Consider the following 13635-nt stretch of genomic DNA (forward strand, 5'->3'; position numbering starts at 1 on the left):
TTTGCCAATGAAGCTCGTAGTCACCGGCGGCGCCGGATACGTCGGAAGCGTATGCGCGGAAACGCTCATTGAAGCGGGCCACGAGGTCACCGTCGTCGACGATTTCAGCACCGGCAACCGCTACGCGGTGCCCGACCAGGCGCATCTTGTTGAGGGCAACATCTCCGACGCCATCGGCGACGTCCTTGGTAGCGAACGCTACGACGGGGTGCTTCACTTCGCCGCCCGCTCATTGGTCGGAGAGTCAATGCAAGATCCGGCGAAATACTGGCACAGCAACGTCGGTGTCTCACTCGACTTGCTCGACGCAATGCGCACCCACGGTGTGAACTCGCTAGTGTTCTCCTCCACTGCCGCCACTTACGGCGAACCGGATGTTGTCCCGATCACCGAAGACGCCCCGACCCGTCCGACGAACCCGTATGGCGCATCCAAACTCGCTATCGACCACGCCATAACGTCGTACTGCAACGCTTACGGGCTCGGAGCGACCAGCCTGCGCTACTTCAACGTCGCAGGCGCACACAACGGTGTCGGCGAAAACCACATCACCGAAACCCACCTCATCCCGATCGTGCTGCAGGTCGCGATGGGCTACCGCGACAAGATCATGATGTACGGCGATGACTGGCCGACCGAGGACGGCACCTGCGTCCGCGACTACATCCACATCCGCGACCTCGCGGATGCGCACATGCTTGCCCTAGAGACGAACACGCCGGGTAGCCACCGGATCTACAACTTGGGCTCCGGTGCTGGCTACTCGGTACGCGAAGTCGTCGAAATGTGCCGCGAAGTCACCGGCCACCCGATCCCCGCAGAAGTGGCACCACGGCGCGCCGGCGACCCAGCAGTGCTCATCGCCTCGTCCGACAAGATTAAACAAGAGCTCGGGTGGGACCCGTCGCGCACGCAATTACGCCGCATCGTTGAAGACGCGTGGGAGTTCACCCGCGAGCTGGGCGAGAATTCGCACTCTGCGCGCTAACCGCCGAGTTCAAACCAGGTGTCCCGGCATCCTCTGCGGCTGACGTCGAGGATGTCTTCCGCTTTGCCCGCGAGCATGACGTGGAGCAGCAAGTTCGATAGCGAGTGGCCTGGCACCTCGTCGTCCGCGCAGCGCAGCGCGACTCCCGCCCAGGCGTAGAGGCGTTGCGAGACTGCCACGATCGCCCACAGGCATAGCGCGTTGGCGCGGATAGCGCCGGTGAAGTTGCGTCCGATTGTCAGTAGGATCGCGGATGCGCCGCGGGGGTGCTCGAGCGCGTCGAGGATGAGGCAGTCTCGCAGCCTTCCGCGCGTGAGTACGGAGGCAAGGAGTTCTACATCGGCGTCTGAGTCGAAGACATCCGCGAGAACGAGGCCGTCGTCGTTATCGATGACTTTCACGCTCGGGGCGGTGGCGAATAGTTCGCAGGCCCGCTCGATGTCTCTGCGTGCGAGCAACGGCGCGACATGCATGAGGTCGGCGAGTTCCGCGCCTCGTCGGTAGGCACGCGGTGCTACTGCGTCGCAGCGGGCTGCATCACTGTAGAGAAACGGGTCGAAGTGCTCGTACGTGTCCACGCGGTCGAGTTCCGGCAAGATTCCGTTGTCGATGTACGGCCGCATCGCGGGAGAGGCGATGACTGAGGCGACGGTGCCCGCGTCGAAACAGTCCTCCCATCCCCATTCGGCTGCCGCCGCAGGGTCGTTGACAAACGCCAGGCGGTACGGGGTGCCGTCGGCGACCTCGGAGACGCACCAGCATGCGTCGATGACGGGGCCGTACTCGTCGGCAAGCAAACGCAGCTCCTCGGTCGCGCGGGCGACCATGCTGGACTCGGGGACTCGGCTGATGACTACGGCGAAGGTGGCGGCGTGGTTGAGCATCGGTAGCTGTGCGAGCATGTCGTGCAGCTGCTCGGTGCTACCAATGTCGGCACAAAAGTAGGGCCCGACGTCCAGGGTGTCTGGGTCGTCGGGCCGGGTGTGCAGGTTGATGAGCGCCACCGTTTCGCTCGGGTAGTAGCCGAGCGTACCGGGCAGTGATGCGATGAGGTGCGCTGGCGAGCGCAGTGTGTAGGTGTCGGGATGGGCCGTTTCGGCGTCATCGAACGGATTGTTTCCTTGTGGCTGTGGTTGAGTGTCAGTCATATCTATCTGACGCTGAAAATCGCCTGCCGGTTCCGTCGACTTTTGGTTCTGTGGAATGTTTCTGTGTGGCGCTCCGTTATGGTGTGGGAATGCGCGATACCACCTCAGGAGGTTCTTACCGTGACGAATGATCGGCAGATGTACGAATTGGAGTACCCTTCGCCTTCCGTGGACAGCGCCAACCCGAAGGGGCCGGCGCTTGTCGTCGCCATGCGCGGCTACGCGGATGCGGGCCACGCTGTCGAGTCCGCCGCCGACCACCTCAAGGCGGCGTTGGAATCCCGCACGGTAGCGACGTTTAGCAACGACGAGTTGATCGATTACCGCTCGCGCCGTCCGACGGTGACGCTTGCGCACTCGGAAATCACTGACATCGCTGACCTGCAGCTGGATATGCGGGTGCTGAGGGACGCGAACGGCAAGTCGTTTTTGCTGTTGTCCGGCCCGGAGCCGGATCTGCGCTGGGAGGCGTTCAGCAACGCTGTGGCCGACCTCGTCGAGCGGTTCAACGTGGAGAAGACGATCTGCCTGTACGCCGCTCCGATGGGCGCGCCGCACACTCGCCCGTTGGTGGTCTCCGCACACGGCAATGATTCGGACTTGGTCGGTTCGATGTACACCTTCGATGGGATGGTGTCTATCCCGGGTTCGGCCTCGATCCTTATCGAACGCGAGCTGCACGGCCGGGGCCGGAACGTGGCGGGTTATACGGCGCACGTGCCGCACTACGTCGCGGCGTCGCCGTACCCGCATGCGACGTTCCAGCTGCTGCAATCAGTGCAAGACTCCACCGGGTTGAAGTTCCCGCTGGGCTCGCTCGAGGGCGATATGCGCCGCGTGACGCAGCAGTTGGCGGAGCAGACGACGAACTCCGACGAGATCGCCCACGTGGTCCAGGCGCTCGAAGAGCACTACGACCAGGAGATGGAGGAGTACCGCAGTCGCCACCCGCAGGCCATGATGCCGGGCGAAGCGCAGATGCCCTCTGGCGAGGAGATCAGCGAGGCGTTTGAGAATTATCTCACCGCCATCGAGGACCGTGATCGCACCCGCGAGGAGCAGCGAAGCCTCCCCCACGACGAGGCGACGGATCAGCGTCTGCGTGACCACTTCTTCATCGACCCCGCGCAGCCTGAGATCGATGATGCTGCGGAGCGTTCGCGTGACGACGACAACGGCACCGGCGATGACACCGATCGGGGCGAAAACCGCTCCGGCGATTAGGGCCTAAGGCGGTGTCGGGGCTGTCAGCTACGGTGGGAAGCGTGACGCTTTCTGACTTGCTTTCCGACATCGCCGAGGCACCGGAGTCCCTGTTCGAGGACGCGGTGTGGGACTCGTTCACGTCGTGGACGGCCTCCCGCGGCATCAGCCTCTACCCCGCCCAGGAGGAGGCTTCGCTAGCGCTGCTCGCCGGCGACAACGTGATTCTGGCGACGCCGACCGGGTCCGGTAAGTCCATGGTCGCCAACGCCGCGCACTTTATCGCGCTCGCACGTGGCCAACGCTCGTTCTATACCGCGCCGATCAAGGCGCTGGTGAGCGAAAAGTTCTTCGCGTTGTGCGAAATCTTCGGTGCCGAGAACGTCGGCATGATGACCGGCGACGCCTCGGTCAACGCAAATGCCCCGATCATCGCCGCAACTGCAGAAATCGTGGCCAACATCGCCCTGCGCGAAGGCGAAAACGCTCGCATCGACCAAGTGGTGATGGATGAATTCCACTATTACTCGGAGCCAGAGCGTGGCTGGGCGTGGCAAGTACCGCTGCTTGAACTGCCCAAAGCACAGTTCCTCCTCATGTCCGCAACACTCGGCGACACCGCGTGGCTGGAAGAGGACCTGACCAAGCGCACCGGCCGCAAGACGACCTACGTCGGCGGCGCCGAGCGCCCCGTGCCGCTCGACTTCCACTACGTGTTCACCCCGGTGCACGAAACGATTGAGGAGCTGCTCGCGGACGGCAAGGCGCCGATCTACGTCGTGCATTTTTCCCAACGCGAGGCCACCGAGCGTGCGCAGGCGCTAACCAGCATGAAGATCGTCACCGACGAGGAGAAGCGCCGGATCGCGGAAGAAATCGGCGACTTCCGCTTCACCACGACCTTCGGTAAAACGCTCTCGAAGCTTGTGCGCCGCGGAATCGGCATCCACCACGCCGGCATGCTGCCGAAGTACCGCAGACTTGTAGAGCGTCTCTCGCAGACCGGCCTGCTGAAGGTCATCTGCGGCACAGACACACTGGGAGTGGGCATCAACGTGCCCATCCGCACGGTGCTGATCACCGGCCTAGCCAAGTTCGACGGCACCCGCCAGCGCATTTTGAAGTCGCGCGAATTCCACCAGATCGCCGGTCGCGCAGGACGCGCCGGCTACGACACGGAGGGCACCGTGGTCGTCGAGGCCCCAGAGCACGAAATAGAAAACGTGAAGCTGCGCCGCAAGGCCGGCGACGACCCGAAGAAGCTCAAGAAGATCCGCAAGAAATCCGCGCGCGACGGCGAAGTGTCTTGGTCTGAGAACACTTTCGAGCGGCTCAAGGTTGCGGAGCCGGAGGAACTCACCAGCCAGTTCAAGGTGTCGAACTCGATGCTGCTCAACGTGGTGGCGCGCCCAGGCGACGGCTACGAGCACATGCGCAAACTGCTGCGCGGAAACCACGACAACCGCACGAAGCAAAACCGCGACATCCTCACCGCTGTCGAGCTCTTCCGCGGATTGATCAACGCTGGCGTGGTGGAGCGCACCCCGGACTCCCCCGCGTTCCGCCCGTACACGCTCACCCAGGAGCTGGACCGCGATTTCGCGCTCAACCAGCCGCTTGCACCGTTCGCGTTGGCGTTTCTCACAATCCTGGATCCGGAGGCGGACACCTACACCTTGGATGTCATCTCCGCGTTCGAGGCGATTTTGGACGATCCTCGCCAACTCCTGCAGGCCCAGGAGAAGGCGGCCCGCGGCGAGGAGATCGCCGCGTTGAAAGCGGAGGGTGTGGACTACACGGAGCGCATGGCGATCATCGAGGATGTCACCTACCCGAAGCCACTCGCCGACGAACTGGACGAGGCCTTCGACACCTTCACCCAGGGCAACCCGTGGGCGAAGGAATTCGAGCCGTCGCCGAAATCCGTAGTGCGGGACATGATCGAACACGCGATGACGTTTTCGGATCTCATCTCCACCTACGGCCTGGCCCGTTCCGAGGGCGTCGTACTGCGCTACCTCACCGACGCGTGGCGGACACTGTCCTACTCCATCCCGGACGCCTACATGAACGAGGAGCTGGAAGACATCGTTGTGTGGCTCGGCGAGATGATCCGCCAAGTGGACTCCTCGCTTATCGACGAATGGGCGCACATGACCGGCGACGACGAACCGGTCAGCCAGGACACCATCGACCGCGAGCTGGCCTTCGGCGTGCAGGACCCGACCGCACTGACCGCGAACCGGCGCGCGTTCACCATCATGGTGCGAAACTACTTCTTCCGGATTGTCGAACTGTTCGCATACGAAAAGGAAGACGCGCTCGCGGAAATGTTCGACTACCTCGAACCGGATGAGCGGGTGGATTGGCCGGCTGCGATGGACGACTACTTCGACGAGTACGACGACGTGGAGCTCGGACCAGATTCACGTGGTCCAGAGTTTTTCCGTCTCAGCGACACAACCGGCAGATCCTGGCAGGTCACGCAGATCATCAACGATCCGGAGGGCGACAACGCGTTCCAGATCCATGGTGTGGTCGACCTCGACGCATCGGACGAAGCGGGCGAGGTGCGCCTGTCTTCGGTTGAGATGCGGGGGCAGTAGCAGGGGGTCGTCGCAAAGCGAAAAGCTCAAAACGGTCCTGCGGGAAGCTGCTCAAGCGTACATTAACTAGCGCACGCTTCGGACCTATCGTGACAAGGAGCACAACCGTGACCCGCACTATTGTTGTCGGCGCCGGTATGACCGGCCTCTCCACCGCATGGCATCTGCAGGAATTCGGCCATGACGTGGAAGTTCTCGAGCGCATCGATGTTGCGGCCGGATCGTCTTGGGGTAACGCCGGCTGGCTGGCGCCGGGCAAGACCATCCCGCTGTCAAACTCGAGCTTGTGGGCGTACGGTCCGACCGCGCTGTTCGACAAACACGCCGCGCTCGATGTGCCGGTTCGATTCGATCCGAAACTGTGGCGCTTCTGCGCGAACTTTATGGCCCACGCCACCGGACGCGCATGGGACAAGACGATGGCGGGGCTGACGAAGGCGGACCTGGCTGCCCTCGCGGCGTTCGACGAGCTCGAAGCCGGAGGCGTCAAAGCCACCACTCATGAGGGCCCGTTCATCATCGGGTTCGAAAACGAGTCGAAAGCGTCGGGCTTTCTCAAGGAAGTTGAGGGGGCGGCGCGCCACGGCCAGGACATCCCGTTCGAGCAGATCACGCTTGACGACGCCCGCACCGATGCACCGATGCTGACCGAAGAGGTCGGGGCCACCTACCGAATGGGCGGCCAGCGGTTCATCGAGCCGGGCCCCTACTGTCAGGCGATCGCCGACTCCATCGTCGAACGTGGCGGCAAGGTCACCACCGGCGTGGAGGTTGCGGAAGTCACCTCCACCCGCAAGCCGGCAGTCAAACTGTCCACCGGCGAGTGGCTACAGGCGGACAATGTGGTGATCGCCACCGGCGCGTGGCTGCCCAACCTGGCGAAAAGCCTCGGCGTGACCACGTTGATTCAGGCCGGCCGCGGTTACTCGTTCTCCGTGGAAACCGACCAACCTGCAACTTGCCCGGTGTACTTGCCGGATCCGAAGATCGCCTGCACTCCGTACCAGGGTCGTTTCCGTATCGCGGGCACGATGGAGTTCCGCGGTCCGGACGAGCCGTTCCAGCCGGGACGTGTGGCGTCCATGATCCACCAGACGAAGCCGTTCTTCCGCGGTATCGACTGGAACGACCGGCAGGACGAATGGGTCGGTTCCCGCCCGGTGACCCCGGACGGGCTGCCATTGGTGGGCGCGACAAAGGTGCCCAACGTCTACACCAATGGCGGCCACGGCATGTGGGGTATCATCCTTGGCCCGCTGTCCGGCAAGATGCTGGCGAAACAGATCGAGACCGGCGAGGTCGACGAGACGATCAAGCCGTTCGATCCGCTCCGTGGCCCCTTCGGCGGCCTGTAAGCCACATCACCTGACGCACCCCCGCCGCACAGTTTGTGTGACGGGGGCTACTTTCATGTCCGACTACCCCCGCTCGAATACCGTCGTGCGCTGGTGGTTTGCATCGTCGGAAAATTAAATAGTGGAGACTGTCACTTATCCCGCTTTTCTGACATATGTTATTCCTTGTCACATTGGTCAATCTTGAGTGATAAGGAACACAAATGCCACAACTCAGCACCAACCAGATTGCGCCGTCCAATTCCGACGACCTCGACGCCGTCGTCGAGGCTGCCGTCGCTCGCGCCTACCACTGGATGGAAGCTACCGCCGAAGCAGATGCCGACGACGCCTCCACCCAGCAACTCGCGGAACTGCTTCGCGACGACAACGGCGTCCGCTTCACCATGGACTTCGTGGACCGCGTCATGCGCCCGGAGAGCAACCGAGTCGCAGCCCAGGCGCTGCGCGCCATTACCCAAGACGTTGACGCGAAGTTCCTCGGCCAAGTCAACGCCTTGCTGGTCGGCCTCGGCGCATTCGTCGGCCCATTCCTGCCTAACGTGGTCATCCCGGCGGCACGTGCCCGCCTGCGCCAGTTGGTCGGCCACCTCGTCCTGGATGCCGAAGGCAACGCGCTCAACCGACTCCTCGACAACGCTGAAGAGCGCGGCGAGCAGCTCAACCTCAACCTCCTCGGTGAAGCAGTGCTCGGCGAGCAGGAGGCGACCGACCGCGCCGAACGCACCTTGAACCTGATCAAGAACCCCCGCGTGACCTATGTGTCGGTCAAGGCGTCGTCGATGGTCTCCCAGCTCAATCACTGGGACTACGACGAATGTGTACGCCAAGTCAAAGACCGCATTCGCCCGCTCTACCGTGCGGCCCGGGACCGCGACCCCCAGGTGTTCATCAACATGGACATGGAGGAGTACCACGATCTCCACCTCACCATCGATGTGTTTACCCAGTTGCTCAGCGAAGACGAGTTCAAGGACTACCAGGGTGGCATCGTGCTCCAGGCGTACCTGCCGGACACGCTCGGGGCACTGGATCATTTGGCTGAATTTGCCCAGCAGCGCGTCGCCGAGGGCGGCTCAAAGATTAAGATCCGCCTGGTCAAGGGTGCGAACCTGTCAATGGAGCGCCACCACGCCGAGGTCCGCGGCTGGGAGCAGGCTCCGTATCTGACCAAGGACGAGGTGGACGCGAACTACTACCGCCTGCTCGACTTCATCCTGCGCCCGGAGTACGCCGGGGCACTGTCCATCGGTGTGGCGTCGCACAACCTGTTTACTTCTGCGCTCGCCTACGAGCTCGCTCAGCGCCGCGGAGTGACCGAGATGGTCGATTCCGAGATGCTGCAGGGCATGTCCCCGGCGCAGCAGCAGATCGTGCGAGAGGTCTACGGCACACAGATCCTCTACACCCCGGTGGTCAACCGCGACGACTTCGACGTGGCCGTGAGCTATCTTGTGCGCCGCCTCGAGGAAAACGCGGCGCCGCAGAACTTCCTCCACGCGCTGTTCGCTCCGAAGACGGCAGAGCGCGATCCGATCAAGGAGCAGGAGGAGGTCTTCCGCTGGGCGGTGGACAACCGTTGGAACGTGCATAACGGCCCGAACCGCACTCAGGACCGCAACACCGAAACCGAGCGCAACGTCGCGGAGGCATCCGCGGTTACCGGCCGCTTCTTCAACGAGCCGGACACAGACCCCGCGCTCGAAGCTAACCGCGTCTGGGCTACAGAGCACCTGAGCAACCCGCCGGCGATCGACACCGGCGAGGAGATCACCGACCCTGCCGCGATCGCAGACAACATCGCCAGCGCCCTTGAAGCCCAGAAAGCGTGGGGCGCACGCTCCGCCGAGGAACGCGCAAAAGTACTCGAGGCGATTGGCGACGAAATCGCGCGTCGTCGCGGTGATTTCGTCGCCGTCGCAGCCCACGAAGCCGGCAAGACCGTCGACCAGTCCGACCCGGAGATCTCCGAGGCGATCGACTTCTGCGACTACTACGCCGATAGCGCCCGCCACTTGGACGAGATCGCCGCGGACTTCGAACCGAACAAGCTCACCGTGGTCGTGCCACCGTGGAACTTCCCCGTCGCGATCCCGACTGGCGGTGTCATGGCCGCGCTCGCCGCGGGCTCCGCTGTCATTCTCAAGCCGGCTCCGCAGGTCACCCAGTGCGCGAAACTCATCGCCGACTGCATTCAGGCAGTCTTTCAGGACAAAGGCATCGACCCCAACACCGTGCAGTACGTCCGTGCAGATGAGGGCGCGGCGGGCAAGGCATTGCTTACCGACGACGCCGTCGACGCCATCATCCTCACCGGAGCATCCGATACCGCACAGCTGTTCAAGTCGTGGGATCCGAAGCTCAACGTCATGGCGGAAACTTCCGGCAAGAACGCCATCATCATCACCCCGTCCGCCGACCCGGACCTGGCGATCGCCGACCTGTATCAATCAGCGTTCGGCCACTCCGGTCAGAAGTGCTCCGCGGCCTCGCTGGTGATCCTGGTCGGTTCCGCAGGAGAGTCCGAGCGTTTGCGCGGCCAGCTTCTCGACGCCGCCTCCACCCTGGTTGTTGGCCCCGGCACCGACCTATCGACCACCATGAACGGCCTCATCGAGGCCCCGGGCGAGAAGTTGGAGCGAGGACTGACCCAGCTGGAAGACGGCGAGGAGTGGTTGCTCAAGCCGAAGAAGCTCGACGACGAGGGGAAGTTCTGGTCCCCAGGCATCCGCGACAACGTTAAGCCGGGCTCCTGGTACCACCAGAACGAGTGCTTCGGCCCGGTGCTCGGCATCATGCACGCCAAGGACCTCAACGAGGCGATCGAGTGGCAAAACTCGACCGGCTACGGCCTGACCGCCGGCATTCACACGCTCGACGGCAACGAGATCAACACCTGGCTCGACCGCGTCGAAGCCGGAAACGTCTACGTCAACCGTGGCATTACCGGCGCGATTGTCCAGCGCCAACCCTTCGGCGGCTGGAAGAAGTCGTCGGTCGGCCCCGGCGCGAAGGCGGGCGGACCGAACTACGTCGCGCAGATGGGCACGTGGCACGACCGCGATGAGCTGCCGGCCTCGCCGGGTGTGAGCATCTCCGCTGATGTGCAAGAACTTCTCGAAGAGTTCCGCCCGCACCTCAATGCCAAGGACTACGGCTGGCTCTCCCGCGCGGCCGAGTACGACCAGCGCGCGTGGGACCGCGAGTTCGGCCGCGGCCACGACCACTCGGGGCTGCGCTCTGAGGCGAACATCTTCCGCTACCGGAACACGCTCGAGCCGGTCGTGGTCTACGTCGGCGAGGGATACCAGCTGCGCGATGTCTACCGCCAGGCGCTCGCAGCAGCGATCACTGGCAGTGAGGTGCGGGTAGTGGCTCCGGAGGCAATCGCTGCGGAGCTCAAGGCAGCCGGCATCGCTGTCGACGCCACCCGTATCGAGGGCACCCCGTCGTGGGTGCGTGCACTCGGTGCCGCACCTGACGAGCTCTACGGCGACATCACGACAGCGGTCTTCGACGGCCCCGCGTTGCTCGACGGGCGCCGCGAGCTCCTGCCGTACCTGCATGAGCAGGCGATCTCCGCAACGCTGCACCGGTTCGGTGTCATCCACGACCCGGCCGGCATCCGGAAGTAACCCCAGTCCACCTCAAACACCAGGGAGCACCTGATGACCATCTCCCCTCCACCCCAATCAGACGCCCCGTCCCGGCCGAAAGCCGGCGTGATCCCGAACGAGGATGACGGCCTGCAAAAGGGGCTGTCCACACGCCAGATCAACATGATCGCCATCGGGTCGGCGATCGGTACCGGCTTGTTCCTCGGCGCGGGTTCACGCCTCGAGGCCGCCGGTCCGTCCTTGGCCCTGATGTACCTGCTGTGCGGGTTCATCGGTTATCTCATTCTGCGCAGCCTCGGCGAGCTCATCGTCCACCGTCCGACGTCTGGCTCGTTTGTGTCGTACACCCGTGAGTTCTACGGCGAGAAGGCGGCTTACGTCTCCGGCTGGCTGTACTGGTTCAACTGGGCGGCCACGGCAGTGGCTGACGCGACCGCGCTGGCGATTTACATCCGCTGGTTCGGCCAGTACTACGGCTGGATCAACGATGTGCCGCAGTGGATCTACGCGCTCACTGTCATTGCGTTGGTTACAGCAATGAACTTGATTTCGGTGAAGTTCTTCGGCGAGATGGAGTTCTGGTTCTCCTTGATCAAGGTGACATTCTTGCTCACCTTCCTTGCTGTCGGCATCTTCATGGTCGTTTTCGGCAACCCGAGCGGCGAGCTCACCGGCTTGTCGTTGATTTCCGATAACGGCGGCTGGTTCCCGAGCGGAGTGCTGCCGGCCCTGATCGTCATCCAGGGTGTCGTCTTCGCTTACGCCGGCATCGAGTTGCTCGGCACCACCTCGGGTGAGGCGAAAAACCCGCGCAAGGACATTCCGCGTGCGATTAACGCGGTGGTTTTCCGCTTGCTCGTGTTCTACTTCGGCTCCGTGCTGCTGCTGTGCCTGCTGCTGCCGTACACCGAGTACTCGGGCGACGAGTCGCCGTTTGTGACGTTCTTCGACTCCATCGGCGTCCCGTACGCTGGTGCGATCACGCAGCTGGTGGTCATCACCGCCGCGCTGTCGTCGTTGAATGCGGGCCTGTACTCCACCGGCCGCATCATGTACTCGCTGTCCAAGGCGGGCTCTGCCCCGCAGTGGGCCGGCCAGGTGACCAAGGGCGGCGTGCCGTACGGAGGCATCCTGCTGACCACTGGTGTGGCCCTGTTCGGCGTGGTGCTCAACTACTTCGTCCCAGAAGCCGCGTTCGAGGTCGTGCTGAACATTGCCGCTCTGGGCACCATGGCGTCGTGGGCCGCGATCTCTCTGTCGCACATGCGCTTTGTCCGTCTGGCAAGGGAAGGCAGGTACAGCCGCCCCGACTACCGGGCACCGTTCTCGCCGTTCACCGATATCGTCTCGCTGCTCTTCCTGGGCCTTGTCATCGTACTCATGGCGTTCGACTACCCGATCGGCACGTGGACGCTGGTGGTGTCGCTGCTGATGTGGCCGGCGCTGGCGTTCGGCTGGTACAAGGTACGCGACCGCGTGGAGTTCATCTCCCGCTCGCACGTGAATTACGAAAAGACCACCGGCGAGCACGTGGACCTCGACCCGCCAATCGCCAAACCCAATTCCTAGAACTCACACCCCAACCTCTGTGAAAGGACACAAACCGCAATGACTCAACTCGTCGACGTGACCAACATGTGCCGCTGGATCGACCACCACGGTGTGGAAAAGCTCATCGCTGGCATCCTCGGCTACATCGAGGAGGACTTCGCCCGCTGGGAGGAATTTGACAAGATTCCTCGCGTGGCCAGCCACACCCCGATCGGCGTCATCGAACTGATGCCCACATCGGACTCCGTCGAGTACGGCTTCAAATACGTCAACGGCCACCCGTCCAACCCGGCGCGCGGCTACCAGACAGTCACTGCGTTCGGCTTCCTTGCGGACGTGGATAACGGCTACCCCACCTTCGAGGCGGAGATGACGCTGCTCACCGCCCTGCGTACTGCTGCTACCTCCGCGATGGCCGCGAAATACCTCGCCCGCAAGGATTCCGAGGTCATGGCCATGATCGGTTCTGGATCCCAGTCCGAATTCCAGGCGCTGGGCTTCCGTGCCGCACTCGGCATTGAGAAGGTGCGCATCTTCGACATCGACCCGGACGCGATGGAGAAATTCCGCCGCAACATCGAGCCGCTCGGCATCGAGGTCTATGTTGCCGATAGCGTCGAGGACGCGCTTGAAGGCGCAGACATCATCACCACCTGCACCGCCGACAAGGCCCAGAACACCATTTTGGATTACGACCTGGTCCGCCCGGGCGTGCACATCAACGGCGTCGGCGGCGACTGCCCCGGCAAAACTGAGCTCGATGCGCGCATCCTCGACGATGCCACCGTCTTCGTCGAGTTCCCTCCGCAGACCCGCATCGAGGGAGAGATCCAGAACAAGGACGACGATTTCGAGGTCGTCGAACTGTGGAAGGTCATCGCGGGCAAGGAACAGGGCCGCTCCAGCGACGAGGAAATCACTCTGTTCGACTCCGTCGGTTTCGCCATCGAGGATTTCTCCGCGCTGCGCTACCTACGCGACTCGACCGCCGGCACGGAATTCCAGACCTACATCGAGCTGGTCGCCGATCCGGATGATCCGAAGGACCTGTTCTCCCTGACCACCAAGGTGCCGAGCCCGCTGTAAACGCAGCTCGCTTGACGACGAAACGCCGCCGGCCCCGAACCGTGTAAGGATCGGGGCCGGCGGCGTGTGTTCGTCGCTAAG

At 63.2% G+C, this 13635-nt stretch carries 8 protein-coding genes; 7 read left to right on the top strand and 1 reads right to left on the bottom strand.

Annotated features, from left to right (window positions below):
* The first annotated feature begins 7 nt into the window (after window positions 1–7).
* Entirely contained in the window at window positions 8–988 is a 981-nt protein-coding gene (gene galE / locus IAU68_RS06740) for a UDP-glucose 4-epimerase GalE (RefSeq protein ID WP_171194112.1), read from the top strand.
* On the opposite strand, the gene IAU68_RS06745 is transcribed toward galE, so the two are convergent.
* Entirely contained in the window at window positions 985–2136 is a 1152-nt protein-coding gene (locus IAU68_RS06745) for a DUF4192 domain-containing protein (protein ID WP_171194113.1), read from the bottom strand. The genes galE and IAU68_RS06745 overlap by 4 nt on opposite strands.
* Before the next feature lie 138 nt (window positions 2137–2274).
* Between IAU68_RS06745 and IAU68_RS06750 the strand changes: the two genes are divergently transcribed.
* The 6 genes from IAU68_RS06750 to IAU68_RS06775 all read left to right on the top strand — a co-directional run bounded on the left by IAU68_RS06750 (window position 2275) and on the right by IAU68_RS06775 (window position 13554).
* Complete coding sequence (locus IAU68_RS06750) at window positions 2275–3360, top strand: PAC2 family protein (protein WP_231699136.1); 1086 nt, start codon at window positions 2275–2277, stop codon at window positions 3358–3360.
* Window positions 3361–3401: 41 nt separating this feature from the next.
* Window positions 3402–5945, top strand: a complete 2544-nt coding sequence (locus IAU68_RS06755) for a DEAD/DEAH box helicase (protein WP_171194114.1) — start codon at window positions 3402–3404, stop codon at window positions 5943–5945.
* 107 nt (window positions 5946–6052) lie between these two features.
* Window positions 6053–7300 carry an NAD(P)/FAD-dependent oxidoreductase gene (locus IAU68_RS06760; RefSeq protein ID WP_171194115.1) on the top strand — a complete coding sequence of 416 codons (1248 nt, stop codon included), beginning with the start codon at window positions 6053–6055 and terminating at the stop codon, window positions 7298–7300.
* A gap of 203 nt (window positions 7301–7503) precedes the next feature.
* Window positions 7504–10935 carry a bifunctional proline dehydrogenase/L-glutamate gamma-semialdehyde dehydrogenase gene (locus IAU68_RS06765; protein ID WP_171194116.1) on the top strand — a complete coding sequence of 1144 codons (3432 nt, stop codon included), beginning with the start codon at window positions 7504–7506 and terminating at the stop codon, window positions 10933–10935.
* Window positions 10936–10968: 33 nt separating this feature from the next.
* A complete protein-coding gene (locus IAU68_RS06770) occupies window positions 10969–12486 on the top strand; it encodes an amino acid permease (protein ID WP_171194117.1) in 1518 nt (505 codons plus the stop codon).
* A 39-nt stretch (window positions 12487–12525) separates the two neighbouring features.
* Window positions 12526–13554: an ornithine cyclodeaminase gene (locus IAU68_RS06775; RefSeq protein ID WP_171194118.1), complete on the top strand. Its 1029-nt coding sequence runs from the start codon at window positions 12526–12528 to the stop codon at window positions 13552–13554.
* Window positions 13555–13635: the final 81 nt, after the last annotated feature.

Origin of the sequence: Corynebacterium lujinxingii, assembly GCF_014490555.1 — a bacterium.
Taxonomy (GTDB): Bacteria; Actinomycetota; Actinomycetes; order Mycobacteriales; family Mycobacteriaceae; genus Corynebacterium; species Corynebacterium lujinxingii.

Excerpts from the sequence above, each read along its gene's own strand:
- IAU68_RS06770 (WP_171194117.1), top strand. The coding sequence starts at position 10,969 with ATGACCATCTCCCCTCCACCCCAATCAGACGCCCCGTCCCGGCCGAAA.
- galE (WP_171194112.1), top strand. The coding sequence starts at position 8 with ATGAAGCTCGTAGTCACCGGCGGCGCCGGATACGTCGGAAGCGTATGC.
- IAU68_RS06775 (WP_171194118.1), top strand. The coding sequence starts at position 12,526 with ATGACTCAACTCGTCGACGTGACCAACATGTGCCGCTGGATCGACCAC.
- IAU68_RS06765 (WP_171194116.1), top strand. The coding sequence starts at position 7,504 with ATGCCACAACTCAGCACCAACCAGATTGCGCCGTCCAATTCCGACGAC.
- IAU68_RS06750 (WP_231699136.1), top strand. The coding sequence starts at position 2,275 with ATGTACGAATTGGAGTACCCTTCGCCTTCCGTGGACAGCGCCAACCCG.
- IAU68_RS06745 (WP_171194113.1), bottom strand. The coding sequence starts at position 2,136 with ATGACTGACACTCAACCACAGCCACAAGGAAACAATCCGTTCGATGAC.